Source organism: Burkholderia sp. Z1, from assembly GCF_014893795.1.
GTDB classification, from domain to species: Bacteria; Pseudomonadota; Gammaproteobacteria; order Burkholderiales; family Burkholderiaceae; genus Burkholderia; species Burkholderia theae.
In genome coordinates this window covers 3,362,170-3,379,116 of record NZ_JACFYL010000002.1, presented here as the reverse complement: position 1 = coordinate 3,379,116, position 16,947 = coordinate 3,362,170, and the positions used below count along the sequence as shown (strand labels likewise).

The 16,947-nt window shown below is 63.9% G+C and carries 22 protein-coding genes; 8 read left to right on the top strand and 14 right to left on the bottom strand.

Annotation, left to right across the window (positions count from 1 at the left end; genetic code table 11):
* Positions 1-263 precede the first annotated feature (263 nt).
* Positions 264-1,136, top strand: coding sequence for a slipin family protein (locus tag H3H55_RS32005; protein WP_193101914.1), 873 nt, complete (start codon positions 264-266; stop codon positions 1,134-1,136).
* Between the two features lie 61 nt (positions 1,137-1,197).
* Here the strand turns inward: H3H55_RS32005 and H3H55_RS32000 are convergent, their stop codons facing one another.
* The 9 genes from H3H55_RS32000 to H3H55_RS31960 form a co-directional block, all read right to left on the bottom strand.
* Positions 1,198-1,539, bottom strand: a complete 342-nt coding sequence (locus tag H3H55_RS32000) for a hypothetical protein (protein WP_129516187.1) — start codon at positions 1,537-1,539, stop codon at positions 1,198-1,200.
* Between the two features lie 47 nt (positions 1,540-1,586).
* Positions 1,587-1,793 carry a hypothetical protein gene (locus H3H55_RS31995; protein ID WP_105391362.1) on the bottom strand — a complete coding sequence of 69 codons (207 nt, stop codon included), beginning with the start codon at positions 1,791-1,793 and terminating at the stop codon, positions 1,587-1,589.
* Positions 1,794-1,802: 9 nt separating this feature from the next.
* Positions 1,803-2,015 carry a 30S ribosomal protein S21 gene (rpsU, locus tag H3H55_RS31990; RefSeq protein WP_129516188.1) on the bottom strand — a complete coding sequence of 71 codons (213 nt, stop codon included), beginning with the start codon at positions 2,013-2,015 and terminating at the stop codon, positions 1,803-1,805.
* Positions 2,016-2,048: 33 nt separating this feature from the next.
* Positions 2,049-2,258: a hypothetical protein gene (locus H3H55_RS31985; protein ID WP_129516189.1), complete on the bottom strand. Its 210-nt coding sequence runs from the start codon at positions 2,256-2,258 to the stop codon at positions 2,049-2,051.
* A 47-nt stretch (positions 2,259-2,305) separates the two neighbouring features.
* On the bottom strand, positions 2,306-2,590 hold the full coding sequence (locus H3H55_RS31980; protein WP_129517352.1) for a hypothetical protein: 285 nt from the start codon (positions 2,588-2,590) through the stop codon (positions 2,306-2,308).
* A gap of 335 nt (positions 2,591-2,925) precedes the next feature.
* Positions 2,926-3,192 carry a translation initiation factor IF-1 gene (gene infA, locus H3H55_RS31975; RefSeq protein WP_129516190.1) on the bottom strand — a complete coding sequence of 89 codons (267 nt, stop codon included), beginning with the start codon at positions 3,190-3,192 and terminating at the stop codon, positions 2,926-2,928.
* 135 nt (positions 3,193-3,327) lie between these two features.
* The gene (locus H3H55_RS31970; RefSeq protein WP_164992071.1) at positions 3,328-3,480 is read right to left on the bottom strand and encodes a hypothetical protein; all 153 of its coding nucleotides are present in this window, start codon (positions 3,478-3,480) and stop codon (positions 3,328-3,330) included.
* Between the two features lie 254 nt (positions 3,481-3,734).
* On the bottom strand, positions 3,735-3,938 hold the full coding sequence (locus tag H3H55_RS31965; RefSeq protein WP_129516191.1) for a cold-shock protein: 204 nt from the start codon (positions 3,936-3,938) through the stop codon (positions 3,735-3,737).
* 341 nt (positions 3,939-4,279) lie between these two features.
* The gene (locus H3H55_RS31960; protein ID WP_129516192.1) at positions 4,280-4,564 is read right to left on the bottom strand and encodes a hypothetical protein; all 285 of its coding nucleotides are present in this window, start codon (positions 4,562-4,564) and stop codon (positions 4,280-4,282) included.
* A gap of 758 nt (positions 4,565-5,322) precedes the next feature.
* Between H3H55_RS31960 and H3H55_RS31955 the strand changes: the two genes are divergently transcribed.
* From H3H55_RS31955 to H3H55_RS31940, 4 genes are all read left to right on the top strand, one after another.
* On the top strand, positions 5,323-5,538 hold the full coding sequence (locus tag H3H55_RS31955) for a hypothetical protein (RefSeq protein ID WP_129516193.1): 216 nt from the start codon (positions 5,323-5,325) through the stop codon (positions 5,536-5,538).
* A 213-nt stretch (positions 5,539-5,751) separates the two neighbouring features.
* Entirely contained in the window at positions 5,752-6,024 is a 273-nt protein-coding gene (locus H3H55_RS31950) for a metal/formaldehyde-sensitive transcriptional repressor (protein ID WP_072438025.1), read from the top strand.
* 12 nt (positions 6,025-6,036) lie between these two features.
* Positions 6,037-7,311, top strand: coding sequence for a CDF family Co(II)/Ni(II) efflux transporter DmeF (gene dmeF / locus H3H55_RS31945; RefSeq protein ID WP_193101913.1), 1,275 nt, complete (start codon positions 6,037-6,039; stop codon positions 7,309-7,311).
* Between the two features lie 2 nt (positions 7,312-7,313).
* Positions 7,314-7,499 (top strand): DUF1289 domain-containing protein, encoded by a 186-nt coding sequence (locus tag H3H55_RS31940; protein WP_193101906.1) that lies wholly within the window; start codon positions 7,314-7,316, stop codon positions 7,497-7,499.
* Positions 7,500-7,587: 88 nt separating this feature from the next.
* Here the strand turns inward: H3H55_RS31940 and H3H55_RS31935 are convergent, their stop codons facing one another.
* Genes H3H55_RS31935 through H3H55_RS31925 form a run of 3 tightly spaced genes read right to left on the bottom strand, consistent with a single transcriptional unit; the run spans position 7,588 to position 10,057 of the window.
* Positions 7,588-8,322 carry a polysaccharide deacetylase family protein gene (locus tag H3H55_RS31935; protein WP_226800438.1) on the bottom strand — a complete coding sequence of 245 codons (735 nt, stop codon included), beginning with the start codon at positions 8,320-8,322 and terminating at the stop codon, positions 7,588-7,590.
* Positions 8,323-8,345: 23 nt separating this feature from the next.
* The gene (locus tag H3H55_RS31930) at positions 8,346-8,912 is read right to left on the bottom strand and encodes a hypothetical protein (RefSeq protein WP_226800437.1); all 567 of its coding nucleotides are present in this window, start codon (positions 8,910-8,912) and stop codon (positions 8,346-8,348) included.
* Positions 8,912-10,057, bottom strand: coding sequence for a glycosyltransferase (locus H3H55_RS31925; protein ID WP_193101903.1), 1,146 nt, complete (start codon positions 10,055-10,057; stop codon positions 8,912-8,914). Before H3H55_RS31925 ends, H3H55_RS31930 begins: the two co-directional genes overlap by 1 nt.
* A 553-nt stretch (positions 10,058-10,610) precedes the next feature.
* Here H3H55_RS31925 and H3H55_RS31920 point away from each other — a divergent pair.
* From H3H55_RS31920 to H3H55_RS31910, 3 genes are all read left to right on the top strand, one after another.
* Entirely contained in the window at positions 10,611-11,912 is a 1,302-nt protein-coding gene (locus H3H55_RS31920; RefSeq protein ID WP_193101901.1) for a dicarboxylate/amino acid:cation symporter, read from the top strand.
* Positions 11,913-12,390: 478 nt separating this feature from the next.
* The gene (locus H3H55_RS31915; RefSeq protein WP_193101899.1) at positions 12,391-14,325 is read left to right on the top strand and encodes an SMP-30/gluconolactonase/LRE family protein; all 1,935 of its coding nucleotides are present in this window, start codon (positions 12,391-12,393) and stop codon (positions 14,323-14,325) included.
* 318 nt (positions 14,326-14,643) lie between these two features.
* A complete protein-coding gene (locus H3H55_RS31910) occupies positions 14,644-15,474 on the top strand; it encodes a peptidyl-prolyl cis-trans isomerase (protein WP_193101897.1) in 831 nt (276 codons plus the stop codon).
* Positions 15,475-15,505: 31 nt separating this feature from the next.
* Here H3H55_RS31910 and H3H55_RS31905 read toward each other — a convergent pair whose 3' ends face one another.
* Entirely contained in the window at positions 15,506-15,943 is a 438-nt protein-coding gene (locus H3H55_RS31905; RefSeq protein ID WP_193101895.1) for a GNAT family N-acetyltransferase, read from the bottom strand.
* Between the two features lie 43 nt (positions 15,944-15,986).
* Positions 15,987-16,943, bottom strand: coding sequence for a hypothetical protein (locus tag H3H55_RS31900; protein WP_193101893.1), 957 nt, complete (start codon positions 16,941-16,943; stop codon positions 15,987-15,989).
* Positions 16,944-16,947 lie beyond the last annotated feature (4 nt).

Below are 16,947 nucleotides of genomic sequence, written 5' to 3'. Positions count from 1 at the left end.
GGCGTGCTCGAATTCGGCGCGAAGAGCGCGAGAGCGCCTCCCGTCGGGATTCGATACCGCCGGTTTTGCACGTCACCCACAACCGCGGCTGCTCCGTCGCCCCGTCGGGGTACGTCACCGTACAGATTTGCATCGCAATCCGGCGCACGTTCAGGACGAGCGCCCCAACCGCTGATGCCAGGGCGCCAGAGGGCAACCGGGCGAATCGGTGTCGTGCTTCGTAACGCTTGCCGGAAGTCGGCATCACCGAATGGAGCGCCACCATGAACCCCGTCACACTATTTCTTTCCGCCGCCTTTTTGTTTGCCGCGCTGGCCGTCGGCGCGTTGGTCAATCCGTATCTAGCGTTACCCCTCTTCGTCGTCGCGGTCCTGATTGCACTCTCCGTGAAAGTGGCGAATGTCTGGGAGAAGTTTGTGATCCTGCGCGTCGGGAAACTGCAGAGCGTCAAGGGTGCCGGTTTTTTTATGATCATCCCGATACTGGACAACGTTGTCGCAGTGATCGACGAGCGTATTCAAACGACTGCGTTCAACGCACAGGAGGCACTGACCAGGGATACCGTGCCGGTCAACGTCGACGCCATCATTTTCTGGCACGTACACGACGCTCAGAAAGCGGCGCTCGCCATCACTGATTATCGGCAGGCCATCGATCGCGTCGCGCAAACCTCGCTGCGGGAGATGATCGGTTCATCGATGCTGGCCACACTGCTTTCCGATCGAAAAGCGGCCGATGCACACCTGGCAGAGGAGATCGGCAGAAAAACCGCGGATTGGGGTATCACGGTGCGGTCCGTCGAAACCCGCGACGTAGCGATCCCCGTCGCGCTGCAGGATTCGATGTCACGGCAGGCGCAAGCGGAACGCGAGAAGCAGGCGCGCGTGATACTCGGTTCCGCAGAGGCCGAGGTCGCGGCGAAATTCGTCGAAGCGTCGAGAGTCTATGAAAATCACCCGGCCGCACTGCAATTGCGGGCAATGAACATCATCTATGAAACGACGAAGGAGCGCGGGGCCACGATCCTGATTCCGAGCTCGATGGTGGACAGCCTGAACCCGGTTCTGGCGTTGGCCATGGCCGGACATGACGTGACGGAGTCGACAGCGCCGCCGACGCTGAAGACAGCGGCATAGCCACGCAGACGGCGTGTATGGCTCGCGGCATTCGATGCGAATCGTGCGAGCGCCGCCTTGATCAGACCTGCTCGCGAAGGTAGCGGACACACTTCCTTCGTAGGCTCAACCGGTCCACGAGCGCGTCTCGCGGCGGGAGCGTCGGGTCTTTTGCCGCATCAGGGAGCGGTTCCGGGAGTGCAGCGTCGTCGACCGGGCGGACCGACTTCGCTATCTGAAGGGACGCATGGCCTATCCAGACACGATCGCGCCACTCACATTTGGCGCGATGGACGATAAGCCATGCTTGCAGCGATTCGACGAGCTGAAACGGCGACAGCCACTCGCGCGTCTTCCTTTCGGTGGCGAGTTGCAGGACAACGAGAAAACAGAGCAAATCTACGTACTTGGTCGGGACGCGCATAGTCCATCTTCTGGTTGTCGATGCTCGCGAGTGTGCCGGCGTGGGCATCATCCCTGAATGCTGAGCGCCTTCTCGATCGCGGCAATCAGTTTGAACGCATCGTCCCGCCCGATCAGAAAACCGCGGCTGGTGTACTCACATCCGAAGGCGTAGAAGCTCGGCAACAGTGTCACCATGTCTTTCTGCTGATCGAAATCGACTTCGCATTTCGTCAGCGGGAAAAACGGCGGCGCTTCGCCCGGCATGTTGTACACGATGCGCTCCTAGTACATTTTGCGAGGCGGCAACATGCGCTTCGCGCGCAGGCGTTGCCGGGCAACGGCGCTGGCCTTCTTCCGCTTGCGTTCCGTCGTGGGTTTCTCATAGCCGGTGCGACTGCGCAACTCCCGGATCAGCCCGGTTTTCTCGATGCTGCGCCGGAATCGCCGCAGTGCGACGTCGATCGGTTCGTTGACCTTGAGTGTGACTGTTGTCATGTGGATCCTGTTTGGGAGCGTTTGAACGGAAAATTAGCCGAGTCGTGTCATGACGGCACTCGCGATCTCGTCGGACTCGAACTCCGAATATCCGGCGCCGATCGAAAGCGCGCGTACCGCCACGAACATCTGCAATTCTTGTTGATGGCACTGCGCCGAGTCGGCCGTTCCGGCGGGCAAGTCGGCGTCGGTCCAGGTGACCTCGCGCCGCGTGACCAGACCGAGTAGTTCGTCGATGATCATTTCGTCCTCCAGAATGCCGACACATTGCGCTGCGTTGACGAGTCGCGTCAGAGCCCGTTGGAAAAGAAGCCCTGTTTGTCGCGGTTGTCGTCGATGATGTTCTCTGCATAGAGCAGCGAAGCACGACGTGCGTCACCGGCATTGTCGAACGGCGAGTTGTCGCGCAATCTGAAAGTCTGGCTCTGCGTCAGCGTGTCGGTGGTGCCGCGAAGGCAAATCTTGACTGCGGCGTCGAAACCGGCGTCGTAGTTATGCGGACTGCCGTTCGGTGCCTGTGTGTGAGGGTAGATCAGTGGATAAATCTCGAATCCACGGTAGACGTGCATGCTCATGGCAAACTCCTGGCGTTCGGCCACGGCGAATTGCATGGGCGAACACATCCGGCCCGAATCGCCGTTGCAGGGCGTGCCGGTGGGGTGAAAGGAACAACGTTGCAGCGCGGAGGCGGGGCGATGCAGCAAGAGGGTAGATGGAGGGCGAGCGCTCGGAGGGCTGGTGATCACTCGGATTAACCCATCATACGCGCATCGCTTGTTGGACGCCCGACTTATTCCGGATTGCGCGCCGCAACGCACACGGCTGCGGCCCACGGACACACGGTATCGGGTTGCGTCGGGTTGGGCGGTGGCACCGTCGCTTTGCTTGCGCGACGATGCCCGCGATCCAGCTAGCGTCGCACGAATCGCCTTGCCGGCGAAGCGGTCGATACGTGCTCGTCCTTGTGCCGGAAATTGATGCGGCCCTTGGTGAGATCGTAGACCGACAACTCAAGCCTTACCCGGTCGCCCGCGAGGATCCTGATACGGTGGCGGCGCATGCGCCCAGAGGCGTACGCGGCGACGATCGCACCGTTTTCCAGTGTCACGCGGAACCTGCTGTCCGGCAGGACTTCGTCGACGACGCCGTCCAGTTCCAATAGCGCTTCTTTTGCCAAGCCAGTTCTCCCATCAAGGCGATTGCCTGCATTCGGAGGCAAGGCCGTTGTGACTACCGGACCATGCTGGCTTCGGTGCATTGCACGACAGCGGTGGCTGTCTGTTCGAAACGCAGCGGTTGGCTCGATGCGCTATTACGGAGCAAGCGGGCGCTTTTTCGGGCGCGATTTCGTGACGGTGGGAGACTTGGGCGGCACCCAGTTCAATGCCGTGCCGAACTTCGGCAGCGTCACGGCAGGCTTGGCGCGCGGCGGAACCTTGTTACTGCGAGATGGACTGCTGGTCATGCGGGTTCTCCTGCTGCGCCGCTTGCGCGATCGGATGAGCGGAGCCCGTTCGATCACGCACGCGCGGCTGGACACGCGCGCTGCGAGGGGTAATGGAGCATCTGCCTGCTGCGCGCAGGTTCGACGCCTCGATGCGAAACGGCTGGCCCGGTCGGGCCTGCATCGAGGCGTGTAGCGTCCGCAATAGCGATGCGTATGTTCAGGAAGCGGCAGTTACATGCCGCTCCATGAACAGGGCTGACGGCTTTGGGCGCTTAAACGGGGGTGATGTTCGACGCCTGCAGGCCCTTGGGGCCGCTCTTCGTTTCGTAGCTGACCTTCTGGCCTTCGGCGAGGGTCTTGAAGCCATCACCGCGAATCTCGGAGAAGTGCGCGAACAGATCGTCGCCACCAGCGTCCGGCGTGATGAAGCCGAAGCCCTTGCTGTCGTTGAACCACTTGACGGTACCGGTATCCATGTTAGATCTCCTGAAAATGGACGTGCATATGCGCCACGAATGGACGCGGGGGAAAAATAATCAAGGAGGGAGAGGACAACGAATACCGCAGGCCGCGGTCAATGATGGGCAGCAATCGCGCTTCTTGAATACTTCAGCGACCGACAGTACGCCTCGTCAAGAGGTGTGTCAAGCGCTTTCGGCCGAGGGGCAGAACAAGCGACCGTCGTTCGGTCGTCACCGATCGCGGATCTGATTGAACCGCGTCGCGTTGGGTGGAACTTCAGCGCTCGAAAGGATGAGGCCATGCTTGCTAAGGTCGACTGAAATCCGCTGACCTTCATGCTGGCCCCGCGGCAACGTCACAGCGTCGTCAGCAAACGCAACTGATGCTCGGTCTCGGTTCCGGTGATCAACGCAAAGGACCAGGTTTCCCGACGCTCGGTCACGGAAAGGCCTTCGGCGTCGGAGAAGATGTTCCATGCGACGTCATCGACATGCGCGAACTTTCCGCGCGCTCGCGCGAACGCGCGCAGCAGCGGGCTCGCTTCGCGGCGGAGCACCAGCCGGTCTGCGTTCAACACGTAGGGTGGCCAGCCGTCACGAAGGACGAGGTAGTGGGGAATGGAACTGCGGTCGATGTTCATGGGTGGCGCTGTCTGTTCCCGGGGGACTTACGTTAGCCGATCCAACTCGTGTCAATGCAGTTCCGCGGGCAGCGCGTTCGATGTGAACGCGGAAGACCGTCGGTGACGTGCTTCTCGTTCATGCGTTGACGCTGCCCGATTCGCACGACGTCGCGCGAATCCACCTGTTGATATCCCCGGCTGGCACAGGCCGGGAAATGTCGAGGAAGGCTGGCTCCACTATACGCGCAGCCGCCGTGATTCGGGCCGCGCCGTCGTGCGACGGCATGCTTTGGCGGCGGGTGCTCGCAGGAAATTTCGCTATGCAAATTTATGGATCGGCGTACCATCGAATCGTTGGATGACCGCTGACCGGTTCCAACGCATCGCTCGGCGTGCACCTCTTGATGCGACCGGGCCTTTCATCGTGTCTGGTGAAAGGCGACTGATCGCGAGGGCACCCGCGAATAGTGTTCGACACGCCTCTCTTGTCCCACCGTCTTGGGAGCGGTTCCGCCGATAGGCCGGAGCAACGGGCTTCCATCTCTACCCAGGGGCAGCATTTCGCTCGCGGGTCCATCCGTGACCATCGCTGCGAAGTCGATGCCGACGCTTTCCCGAGATTCGTATCACCTTGCGCGCCGTCGCGCCAGGGCGGGATGGCGAGTGCTGAATCCAGTCAGGAAGCCGGCCACGTGATGGCACGCCTTCAAGTCCGACACGTTCTTATGCTGCTCCCGCGACAGCCCGATTCGCGGCAACCAAACGGGGAGGAGAACATGCTCTTCAATTCGACACGATTCCGAATCGATCCGACACCACGCAGGGCTGATGGAGAGTTCATCGCGCATGTGAGGATCACCACGACTCTTCTGGATGGAGGTGAACGAGAAGTCCATGCCAGCGGCGATCTGGCCGGCTTCGATGCGCGTGATGACGCGGTGGCATACGCGAAACAGTGGGCGGAAGGATGGCTGACCGCCCAATTTGGTTGAAGACGACGGGCACTTCGTCCGACGTGTTCGCCGCCGGGATCGAACCGCCATGCGCAAGCGGCGGGGTGCTGCGTCGTGAGCAAGTGCGACGACGTTCGAGCACCGGCGGCTCGCCTTTCAAGCGTGACCTTTCATCTCGCTGAACATACCCCTACCCCCTATATGGATGATCCTTTCCGAATATACTCCCCCCGGGTATAGGAAAGGATCGCCATGAGCCACACCGTCAAGGAAAAGCAGAAGCTGCTGAACCGTGTCCGCCGAATCAAGGGGCAGGTCGAAGCCATCGAACGCGCGCTGGAAGAAGAGCGCGGTTGCAACGAAATTCTCCAGCTCATCACGAGCGGCCGCGGCGCGATGAACGGCCTGCTCGCGGTCGTGCTCGAGGATCACATCCGCAGCCATCTCGTCGATGCCGAAGGGCACGAGGACGAGGGCAGCGCGACCGAGCAGCTGATCGAAGTCGTTCACAGCTACTTCAAATAATCGGGGGCGGGGATGAGCGACTTCAGAAACGACGCCTTCGGCGCAGGGCACGACCACATCTTTCTCGGTGCCGCACACGAACAGAACGAGCGCAGGACCTGGATGGTCATCGGGCTGTGCGCGGCAATGATGGTGGCCGAGATCGTCGGCGGGTCGATTTTCGGCTCGCTGGCGCTGATCGCGGACGGGTTGCACATGTCGACGCACGCGGGCGCGATGCTGATCGCCGCGCTCGCGTACACCTACGCGCGCCGGCATGCGAGCGACCCGCGATTCGTGTTCGGCACGGGCAAGCTCGGCGACCTGGCAGGCTTCACGAGCGCCATCGTGCTCGCGATGATCGCGCTGCTGATCGGTTATGAAGCGGTCACGCGTTTGCTCGCGCCCGTTCCGATCCATTTCGGCGAGGCGATTCCGATTGCGGTTGCCGGCCTGCTCGTCAACATCGCGAGCGTCTGGTTGCTGAGCGGCGACCATCACGGGCACAGTCACGGGCATCACCACGGGCACGGGCATGACGATCATGGCCATGGCCACGAGGAGGAGGTGCACAAGGTCTTCGATCAAAGCGGCGCGTTCGCCGTGTCGATCTTCGAAGACGGCGTGCCGCCGGTGTTCCGGATCGCGCCGGCGCTTGCCGGTGCGACGCTCGGCGACGTCACGACGGCATCGATCACGACGATTCGCCCGGACGGCACGCGGCAGGCGTTCGCGCTGAGCATGCGCGGCGCGTGCCTGGAGTCGGTCGAGAACATTCCCGAGCCGCACGAATTCAAGGCCATTGTCCAGTTGAATGGGCGCGAGCACGAGCTGGCGTTCGAGGAGCACGACCATGGCGTGTCCGCGGCGGCGGCGCGCGATCACAACATCCGCTCCACTTACATCCACGTGATCGCCGATGCGGCGGTCTCCGTGCTGACGATCGTCGGGCTGTTGCTCGCACGCGCGTTCGGCTGGCTGTGGATGGACCCGCTGGCCGGCATCATCGGTGCGCTCGTGATCGCGAACTGGTCATACGGGTTGATGCGCGACACCGGCGGAATCCTGCTCGACATGCGTTCGGATCGCCGGCTGACGGACAACGTGCGCAACGCAATCGAAGGCAGTGGCGACACAATCAACGACCTGCACGTCTGGCGTCTCGGGCCGGGCCACATGAGCGCGGTCGTGTCGGTGACGACGGACAACCCGAAGCGGGATTCGCGCTTCTATCACGGCCTGCTTCAGCGCTTCAAGGATCTGTCGCACGTGACCGTCGAAGTCGTGCCGACGGCGCGGGGGCAATAAGCATGGCGGTCAAATCGCCTTGCATCGACGTATGCTCGTTCGATGGCAGGACGGGCTACTGCGTGGCGTGCCTGCGCACGCGGGACGAAGCGCGCGGGTGGAAGAAGATGACGGATCATCGCCGTCATCAGGTCGTGAACGACCGGGCCCGCCGACAGGCGAAACTGGCCAGGGAAACGTCGGACTGATCACGCACGCGCTGCGATTCCGGCGGCGTCGGCCGGATCGCATGCGGCGCTGCGGCCTTTCATCAGGCCACCGGCGCCATTCCCGACCCTACCCGCGCCCCCGAACCTGCCACCGTGCACATTTGAACAACAATCGAAGCGCACCGACACCACCCGCCACTGGAATCCGCGGCAGCAGAAACGGATCGTTGGATGCATCGGCGCAACCGCGCCGGGTCGTCGTCGCATTGCCGTAGCCGGCGGCGGCGACCTGGTCGCGGACACGCGCGTCCTGATTGCCGTACGGATAGCAGAACGATTCGACGCGCTGGCCGCTCAACACCTCGAGCTGCCGCTTCGATTCGGTCAGCTGAAAGTCCGACACATACGTCGGCACGCGCGGCAGCGCGATGTGATCGAGCGTATGCGAGCCGATTTCATGGCCGTGATCGCGCCACGCGAGCATGTCGTCGCACGTCATGAGCGGCGAGCGCGCGGTATCGGCGCCCGCATCCCAATCGTTCTCGCCGCCGAACCGGCCGGCGACGAAATAGCAGGTCGCGGTGAACCCGAGCTCGTCCAGCACGGGCATCGCATGCGTGAGTACGTTGACGAAACCGTCGTCGAACGAAATGCCGAACACTTTCCCGCTGCGCTCGCCGCGAAGATACGGCTGCAGTTCGCGCACGCTCAGGCCGCGGTAGCCGAGCCGCCGGAACAGCGTCATCTGGCGGCGGAACGCGTCGGGCGCGACGCTCAGGCCGCGCAGCCGATCGGACGGCGGCGGAAGCGGGCGTATCTGGTGATACATCAGGATCGGATAGCGGGTGGCGGACAGCAGCATCGGCGGATCGCGAGAGCGGAGGATTACGCGTCCTTGCGGAAAATCCGCAGGGTCTTGAAGTCGCCGACCTCGACGAAATCGGCATGTGCGGCCCATCGCGCGATGATCGGCTCGGCCTTCCGGTAGGCGGACGAGCCCTTGTAGAACAGTAGGTGCCCGTCGCGAGCGGTATGGGCCGCGAACAGGTCGAGCACCTCTTCGTCGGTCATCGCGCCGTAACGGCTGTTCGCCTCGTCGCGGAACTCGCACAGATGGAACAGCGTGACGACGTCGAACGACGGCAGCAGGTACGAGTTGCTCGTATAGATGTCGCCGAAATACGCGAGATAGGTCTTGCTGATCTCCGGTTGCCGCGTGACGAGATCGACATACGACTTGTATTCCTTCGGCGAGGCCGTCACGCCGAAGACGGTGTTGTTCAGGTGCGGGCGCGCGCATTCCACGCCGACATGGTGGTGGCCGCCGGTGCCGAAGTGATAGATGCGGACGCCCTTGAGGCGAACGGATTCCAGCCATTCGATGAAATGCACGTCGCACGGACATTCCTGTGTCCGCAGGTCCCAATACTTCTTCCAGATATTCATCGGCATTACAGGGATCTCAAGGGTGTCCCCCAACGATAGGGGTTGTGTCGAATCGATTTCTGATAGACGGACAAGGTCGCATCGACGAATTTGTCGAACGAGAACTCGCGCTTGCCTTTCAGCTGCGCGCTGCGCCCCATCGCGCGGACGCACCCGGGCTCGCGTACGATCGCGCGCAGGATCTCTTCGATCGCTCTGGGCTCGCGCGGCGGGACGACCCATCCGTCCACGCCCGGTTCGACGTTCTCCGGCAGCCCGCCCACGCGCGTCACGATCGCGGGGCAGCCCAGCGACATCGCTTCGCGGCACGCGTACGACAGGCTCTCGTGGTACGACAGGACGAACGACACGTCGATGATCGAGAACGGTGCCCTGACGTCGTCGAGCCGTCCGGTGAACGCGGTGCGCGACGCCATGCCGTGCCGCGCGATCTGCTCGCGCTGCTCGCCGGACGGCTCCGCGCCGACCAGCAGCACGCGAAACCGCTCGCGTTCGCGTTCGGGCAGGCGGCCCAGCGCCGCGATCAGGTCCATCCAGCCTTTTTCCGGCGCGGTGCCGGCGCTGCTGCCCAGCACGATCGCGTCCGCGCCGGACGACCCGAACAGCGCGATCTTGCGGCGGCGGATCTCGTCGCCCGCCAGTCGCTCCGCGGCCGTTCGGCGCACGCCGTGCTTGACGACCGTGACTTCGCCGTACGGCGACCGGAGCGCGAGCATGCTCGCCACATAGTCGCTGACCGCGATGGTGTGGTTGGTCGCAAGCCGCGCGCGCAGCAGGTTGCCGAAGCTGTCGGCGCGATACGTGTTGTGCTTGGTCAGCACGACCGCGGGCCGGTACCGGCACCCGAGCAGGGCCAGCATCACCTGGCGGTGATCGGCGGACCCGTTGACGTGAATGACGTCGAAGCGCTCGGAGGCGATCAGCTGGCGCAGCCGGACAAGCTCCTGGCATAGCCGGTTCCAGCGCGGCTTGAATTCCATGTCGAAGATGGCCACGTCGGGGCTGTCCTTCAACAGCCGCGACAGGCGGCTTCCCTGCGGCGACGCGACGGTCACGCGGTGATGCCGGCTCATCGCGGCGGCGAGATCGCGGACGTAAGTATCCTGACCGCCGCCGTAGTCGCCATGGAAGTTGGTGTACAGAATGTTCATCACGATGCCGATCCTTCCCGTTCATTCATTGCGAGGACTGCTGATGAAGCGAACGACTCGCTTTGTCCGGAGCAACGACTCGACCGCGGTTCCGCGTTTCCGACGCGCGATTGCGCAATGACGCTGGGCATTGCGGCAATCGAAATATTTCGAAATATTACATACCGGTTACGCGCGGGTGTGTCGAGGTGTGAGCATCTTTGTGAGGTTGTGTCGCGATCGTCTTTCTATGTCGTCGCCGGTCGCCGTCGGCCGGCACGGGCGGCACGGGCGGCCTGCCGGTCTAGGTCGCGGCGCTGGATGGCCGCTAGCGCCGGTCGGCCGGATCGCGACAAAACCCGCCTTTCCGGCGCCGAATGGACGCAGATCAACCGGTGCGGCTTTCAGATTTGAAAGCCGGCGCGCCATTTGCGTTAGAATGCCCCCCCTGCCAGCCCCGGCGACCGCCGGAAGCGGGCCTGTCGCATGCATTGCGACGTGAGTTCCGATTCGCAGCCGGACGCGAATGATGTTCCCGCCGTTAGAAGCACACGCTTTGTAATTTGGATTACTAATGAAGAAGAGACACAACATCACGAAGTACATCGTCATCGCGATGATTCTTGGTATCGCCGTGGGTTACGCGTGCCACAGCGCGTTTCCCGACCCGAAGATGGCCAAGGAAGTCGCCGGCTACGTGTCGTTGCTGTCCGACGTGTTCCTGCGCCTGATTAAGATGATCATCGCGCCGCTGGTATTCGCGACGCTGACCGTCGGCATCGCGCAGATGGGTGACGGCAGCGCGGTGGGCCGCGTGGGTGTCAAGGCGTTCGGCTGGTTCTTCATCGCGTCGTTCACGTCGTTGCTGCTCGGCCTGCTGACCGCGACGATCCTGCAGCCGGGCAGCCACCTGAGCCTGCCGCTGCCGCCCGCCGATGCGGCGCTCAACCTGAAGACGGGCGCATTCACGCTGAAGGATTTCGTGGTCCACCTGGTACCGAAGTCGATCGCCGAGGCGATGGCGAACAACGAAATCCTGCAGATCGTCGTGTTCTCGATCTTCTTCGGCACCGCGCTGTCCGCGCTCGGCGAATCGGGCAAGCGCCTGACCGGCGTGATCGAGGATCTCGCGCAGGTGATGCTGAAGGTGACGGGCGCGGTGATGTGGTTCGCGCCGGTCGCGGTGTTCGCGGCGCTGGCGTCGACGATCACGACCGAAGGGCTCGGCATCCTGCTCACGTTCGCGAAGTTCATGGCGAGCTTCTATCTGGCGCTGGCGCTGCTGTGGGGCGTGCTGACGCTCGCCGGCGTGACGTTCCTCGGCAAGCGCGCGTTCACGTTGCTTCGGCTGATCCGCGAGCCGTTCCTGCTGTCGTTCGCGACGGCGAGTTCCGAGGCCGCGTATCCGAAGCTGCTGGATGCGCTCGACCGTTTCGGCGTGAACCGCAAGATTTCGAGCTTCGTGCTGCCCATCGGGTATTCGTTCAACCTCGACGGCTCGATGATGTACTGCACGTTCGCGGTGCTGTTCATCGCGCAGGTGTACGGCATCCATCTGCCGCTGGGCACGCAGATCACGATGCTGCTGCTGTTGATGGTGACGTCGAAGGGGATGGCGGGCGTGCCGCGCGCGTCGCTGGTCGTGATCGCGGCGACGCTCAACCAGTTCAACATGCCCGAAGCGGGCTTGCTGCTGATCATGGGCGTCGACATGTTCCTCGACATGGGGCGCTCGGCCACCAACGCCGTCGGCAACTCGATCGCGGCCGCCGTGGTCGCGAAGTGGGAAGGGCAGCTCGACGAGCCGCGCGACGACGATTCGGATGCAGGGCGCGTCACGCAGGTGAAGGTGCCGGAAACCTCGGCATCGGCATGAAGCGCGGCAACGCGGCGGCGCGTTAGATGCGCCGCGGTAAATGACTTTCGCCGGCCTGGATTCGCAACGGATTCAGGCCGGCGATTTGTTTGGTGCAGTGACGCCGCATGGCATGCGGCGGCCTTTTCCGATTCTTCGGAACAGGCGTTCGCGGTTTCAATAGGTCGTCGTTGAAAAAGCGGCGATATTCCCGCAGGCGAAAGCCTGATTCTCCCCATTCCCGATCCGGCGCGTGAGTGAACATTCACTGTCGCGCAGTCGCGCCCGCCATTGGGGTGTGTGGTTATCGCGAGCGGTCCGCAATTTTTTTCGATTTATATAACGCTATTCTCGCGCTGCTCATTATCGAAGGCAGGCCGCATGTAATACCGATTGCGCCGGATGATTCAGCGGAAGAATTTACGCGTCGCGGATTTCAAACCATCCGGCCGGCTGCCCCCTCATGTGAATGTTCGCACCGTTCAGGAGCGCATCCGTCATGGTCGCTGGAAAACGTCTACACGCTGTGCTGCTCGCCGCGGCGATCGCCGCGATGGCACCGGCCGCTCAAGCCGGCAACACCACCGACTGGCTCGCGAACACGTACGGCACGCTCGCGGCCCACGTCGGCAACGTCGCTCGGTCGATGTGGGTCGCGCCCGAAGGCGTGATCTACACGGCGTCGATGTGGGACGAAGATGAAGGCGGTGTCGCGATCTACCAGAACGGCAAGAGCGTCGGCTCGATCGGCACGCATTCCGAATTCCAGGGCAGCGCGATCACGGGCAACGCGACGTCGCTGTTCGTCGCGCTGCAGCCGGGCAAGACCTACGGCAGCGGCGCGGTCGGGCGGTACAACCGTGCCACCCGGTATCGCGACCGGCTCATCCAGGTCAGCGCGGCGACCAACCAGCCGCGCATCGACGTCGTCACCGGGCTCGCCACGGCCGGCTCGCTGCTCTATGCGAGCGACTTCTACGGCAATCGCGTGCGCGTGTTCACCACCGACGGCGTGTGGCAGCGGGACCTCAACGTGTCGGGCCCGGGCGCGCTCGCGGTGGATGGCGCGGGCAACGTGTGGGTCGCGCAGAAGCGCGCGGGCTCGATCGTCGGCTTCAGCCCGGCCGGCGCGCTGCTGAACACGATCCGGATGCCGGCCGGGTCGCAGCCGTCGGCGCTCTATTTCGATGCGGCGGCCGGACAGCTCCTGGCGGGCGACGAAGGCCCCGACCAGAACATCAAGCGCTATACGGTGTCGGGCCGGCCGGCGCTGGCCGGCACGTTCGGCGTGCGCGGCGGTTATCTCGACACGACGACGGGCATCAAGGGGCAGGTCGGCGCGCAGCGCTTCACGCGCATCGCCGGCATCGGCAAGGACACCGGCGGCAACCTCTATGTGCTCAACAACCCGTGGGGCGGCAGCTGGGATCTCGGCCGCAACGGCGCCACCGACATTCATGCGTACAGCAGCACCGGCAGCCTGCGCTGGACGCTGCAGTCGCTGAACTTCGAAGGCATCGCCGCGCCGGACCCGGTCACGGACGGCGCGCTGTTCTATGGCGGCACGCACGTGTACGGCGGCAGCGCGGGCGGCACCTTCGTCGCGAACACCGTCGACCCGTTCACGTACCCGTCGGATCCGCGCATCAACATGAGCGACCCGCAGCGCGACGAGCACTTCGCGCTGCTCACGTCCGTCGGCGCGAACCGGATCCTCGTCGCGGCCGGCCAGAACCCGCCGGTCTTCTACTTCTTCCATTTCAACACGGCGAACGGCTACATCGCGATTCCGGACGGATCGATCCCGGGCCCCGCGTTCAACACGACGCAGCGCGTGACGAGCGGCTTCAGCATCGACAGCAAGGGCGGCGTGTGGGCCGGCCTCGACAAGACCGGCGCGATCACCCACTACCCGCTGACCGGCTTCGACGCGAGCGGCAAGCCGTCGTGGGGGCCGGGCGTCGCGACCCGCGTGCCCGCCAGCATCCAGCCGCTGACGCGCATCGTCTACCTCGCGGACAGCGACACGATGGTGCTCGCGCAGGGCGCGCTCGGGAGCAACGACTGGACGTCGATCGGCACGCGCATCGAGGTGTATCACGGCTGGAGCGCGGGCAACACGACGAAGCCGGACCCGGTGATCACGCTGCCGCACAGCGGCGCGAAATCGATCGACGCGGTCGGCAACCATCTGTTCGTCGGTTACTGGTTCAGCAGCAACGGGCCGCTGTGGCCGAACGTCGACGCGTTCAACCTCACCACCGGCAATCTCGACACGACGCTGGTCAACACGAGCCCCGCGACCGTGGATACCAGCAGCGCGATCGACGCGATGTACAGCATTCGCGCGTACCGCCGATCGACCGGCGAGTATGTGGTGATGAAGAACAACGTGAAGGGCAACAGCATCACCGTGTATCGCTGGACGCCCTGATGACGGCGCGGCCGCTTTGACTGGCGGCCGCGCCCGCGTCGCCATCGCGATACTCGAAGCACGTCGCGGGATGTCCACGCGTCGCAAGCGTGCCCGGGCGCGTGACGAACCGTGCGCGCGTCGCCGCCTTGGGCGGCCTTCCCCAACCTCCCGACGCACAAACGCGGTTCCGTGCACAATGACAGCGGCACCGGCAGACGCTGCCCGTGCCCGTGATGATGAACCGGAATGATTGAACGGTTGCGCCGGCGGGTTGCAGCACCGGCGAACCTGCGCGGCAGTTCATGCCGCGTTTTTTGAGCCCGAAGCGACACTACGATGAAGATGAAAACGACACCGAGCCGCCTGTTGCTGATTGCCGCACTGGCCGGCGCGTTGAGCGGTGCTGCTCACGCACAGACGGCGGCAACCGTCGCGACGGTCAACGGCGCGCCGATCACGCAGGCCGACGTCGATGCGATGCTGCGCGCGTCCGGGCAGCCCGACTCGCCGCAGATCCGCGACGCGATCAAGCAGCAACTGATCACGCGCGTGCTGATTCAGCAGGCCGCCGAGAAGGCGAATTACGCAGACAAACCCGAGGTCAAGGCGGCGATGCAGCAGGCGAAGGCGAGTGCCGAGGTGCAACTGTACGTACGCGACAACCTGAAACCCGAGCCGGTGACCGACGCGCAGGTCAAGGCGCGTTACGACGAACTGGTCGCGGCGCTCGGCAAGAACGAGTACAAGCCGCGCCTGATCGTCGTCAAGGATCCGGCGACGGCCGCGACCGTGCTGAGCGAGCTGAAGTCGGGCAAGTCGTTCGACGGGCTGGCGCGCCAGTACAGCATGGCGCCGAGCCGCGATACCGGCGGCGAGCTGCAGTGGGTGAGTTTCAACACGCCGGCGGTGGAAGGCAAGACGGCCGGACTGCCGTTGCCGATCGCGCAGGCGCTCGAGAAACTGACGGTCGGCGCGGCGACGAAGGATTCGATTCCGGTCGACGGCGTGCGGGCCATCGTGAAGCTGGATGCGAAGCGGCCGACGCAGGTGCCGGGCTTCGAGACCGCCAAGCCGGGGCTTCAGCAGCAGCTGCAGGCGATCGCGGTCGAAAAGGCGAGTGCGCAGATGATCGGCAATTTGCTGAAGGACGCGAAGATCACGCAGTAATCGTCATGCGACGGCGTCGCAACGGCGCGCGTCACGCGCGCCAGATCATGCTCGCGCTCGTTTCCGTTTCCGACGCGACCCGGAAGCCGAGCCGTTCATAGAGCCGCCGCGCCGGGTTGCCGTGCAGCACGCTGAGCGACACGCACGCGTTCTCGCGAGTCGCGTCGCTCAGCAATGCGTGCAGCACGGCCTCGCCGATGCCCCGGCCCTGCCACGCAGGGAGGATCTGGATCTGATGGACGTGCCATTCGCTGGCGGCGCGCGTCACCTTCAGCAATCCGATTGCGTCGGTGCCTTCGCAGACGATCATCGCGTCTTCGAAGTGCGCGCGAATGCGCCGGTCGTGCGCTTCATCGTCGGTCGGCGCGCCGACCCGCTGCAGGTGCTCGGTCATCGTCAGTTGACGGAGCGTCAGCAGGAAGGGGAGATCGGCCGGGGAGGCAGGACGCAGATCGATTGCCGGTTTCATGATGGATGACGGGTTGCGTTGGGCGCCTGGCTTTCGACGCGGATCAAAGGCCGGGCAACTGAATCTGCAGGCCGGCCGGGCGATGTTCGAGGACATCCGTGACCTCGTATTCGGTTTTTGCGCCGTCCGAGGTTTGCCACTGCTGCATTCGGACATTGCAGACGAGCACGTCCCCCTTGCTGAAGCTGATCTGGCTGTTGTTCACGCGCGACAGGAAGCGGGTATCCGTGATCGCCGCGTGAATCGTGGACGAGCCGTCGTACAGCCGCCACTTGTTGTCGTCCTTGAACACGAGCGACACGATCGAGAACGCCATCTTTCGATGCTCGTCCAGAAGGAGCGCATCGGTTTGTTCGGGCGCGAGAAACCACGCGATTTCGTTGCGGGTGACCGTCTCGATGACTTCCGTATCGGTGCCGGCCGCGAACATCACGATGCCTTCACGCGCGAGCGGTGCAAGGACCTGTGCGGTTGCGTTGCGAACGCGGATGTCGCGCAGCAAGGCGAGGACGGGCAGGTCGATCTCGAGTTCGTCGCCGTCGACGTGCAGCACCGCGGTGTGGTCCTGCATCCGCACTTGCTGGATCTCGCGCCCGCGCAGCCACTTGAGGACGGCGAAGAGCCCTTTCCTTGCGCGGGGCGCGGCGATGCCGAGCGCGGTCAGGATCGTGACCGCATTGGCGAGCGCCGTGCCTTCGTTGCCGCTCAGCATGTCGCGCATGCGGGCGAGCAGCGATGTCGCGAGCGTGAAGTCGATGCCGAAGCTGCCGGTCTTGAAGCTGCCGCGCACGTTCACCTGCGGCCGGACCTGATCGCCGCATAGCGCGCGGGTCGACGCGTCGAGCAAATCGCCGATTGCCAGCAGCGCGGGTGCAAGTTCGCGCACGTCCATCTCGGACGATTCGAGCGCGGGCCCGTCGTACGTGACGCGAAATTGGCTCATGGCATCAAAGGGGCCGACATCGGCTGGGCCGGTACGGTTTCCATGGCGGGTGGTCATACGG

What these genes read in the sequence shown, in the direction of transcription:
- H3H55_RS31905 (WP_193101895.1), bottom strand. Translation starts at nt 15,943, where the DNA reads ATGAAACCGGCAATCGATCTGCGTCCTGCCTCCCCGGCCGATCTCCCC.
- rpsU (WP_129516188.1), bottom strand. Translation starts at nt 2,015, where the DNA reads ATGACAACAGTCACACTCAAGGTCAACGAACCGATCGACGTCGCACTG.
- H3H55_RS31925 (WP_193101903.1), bottom strand. Translation starts at nt 10,057, where the DNA reads ATGAACATTCTGTACACCAACTTCCATGGCGACTACGGCGGCGGTCAG.
- H3H55_RS31940 (WP_193101906.1), top strand. Translation starts at nt 7,314, where the DNA reads ATGGCGGTCAAATCGCCTTGCATCGACGTATGCTCGTTCGATGGCAGG.
- dmeF (WP_193101913.1), top strand. Translation starts at nt 6,037, where the DNA reads ATGAGCGACTTCAGAAACGACGCCTTCGGCGCAGGGCACGACCACATC.
- H3H55_RS32000 (WP_129516187.1), bottom strand. Translation starts at nt 1,539, where the DNA reads ATGCGCGTCCCGACCAAGTACGTAGATTTGCTCTGTTTTCTCGTTGTC.
- H3H55_RS31915 (WP_193101899.1), top strand. Translation starts at nt 12,391, where the DNA reads ATGGTCGCTGGAAAACGTCTACACGCTGTGCTGCTCGCCGCGGCGATC.
- H3H55_RS31950 (WP_072438025.1), top strand. Translation starts at nt 5,752, where the DNA reads ATGAGCCACACCGTCAAGGAAAAGCAGAAGCTGCTGAACCGTGTCCGC.
- H3H55_RS31930 (WP_226800437.1), bottom strand. Translation starts at nt 8,912, where the DNA reads ATGCCGATGAATATCTGGAAGAAGTATTGGGACCTGCGGACACAGGAA.
- H3H55_RS31935 (WP_226800438.1), bottom strand. Translation starts at nt 8,322, where the DNA reads ATGCTGCTGTCCGCCACCCGCTATCCGATCCTGATGTATCACCAGATA.
- H3H55_RS31985 (WP_129516189.1), bottom strand. Translation starts at nt 2,258, where the DNA reads ATGATCATCGACGAACTACTCGGTCTGGTCACGCGGCGCGAGGTCACC.
- H3H55_RS31960 (WP_129516192.1), bottom strand. Translation starts at nt 4,564, where the DNA reads ATGAACATCGACCGCAGTTCCATTCCCCACTACCTCGTCCTTCGTGAC.
- H3H55_RS31900 (WP_193101893.1), bottom strand. Translation starts at nt 16,943, where the DNA reads ATGACCACCCGCCATGGAAACCGTACCGGCCCAGCCGATGTCGGCCCC.
- H3H55_RS31970 (WP_164992071.1), bottom strand. Translation starts at nt 3,480, where the DNA reads ATGACCAGCAGTCCATCTCGCAGTAACAAGGTTCCGCCGCGCGCCAAG.
- H3H55_RS31955 (WP_129516193.1), top strand. Translation starts at nt 5,323, where the DNA reads ATGCTCTTCAATTCGACACGATTCCGAATCGATCCGACACCACGCAGG.
- H3H55_RS32005 (WP_193101914.1), top strand. Translation starts at nt 264, where the DNA reads ATGAACCCCGTCACACTATTTCTTTCCGCCGCCTTTTTGTTTGCCGCG.
- H3H55_RS31920 (WP_193101901.1), top strand. Translation starts at nt 10,611, where the DNA reads ATGAAGAAGAGACACAACATCACGAAGTACATCGTCATCGCGATGATT.
- H3H55_RS31965 (WP_129516191.1), bottom strand. Translation starts at nt 3,938, where the DNA reads ATGGATACCGGTACCGTCAAGTGGTTCAACGACAGCAAGGGCTTCGGC.
- H3H55_RS31910 (WP_193101897.1), top strand. Translation starts at nt 14,644, where the DNA reads ATGAAGATGAAAACGACACCGAGCCGCCTGTTGCTGATTGCCGCACTG.
- H3H55_RS31980 (WP_129517352.1), bottom strand. Translation starts at nt 2,590, where the DNA reads ATGAGCATGCACGTCTACCGTGGATTCGAGATTTATCCACTGATCTAC.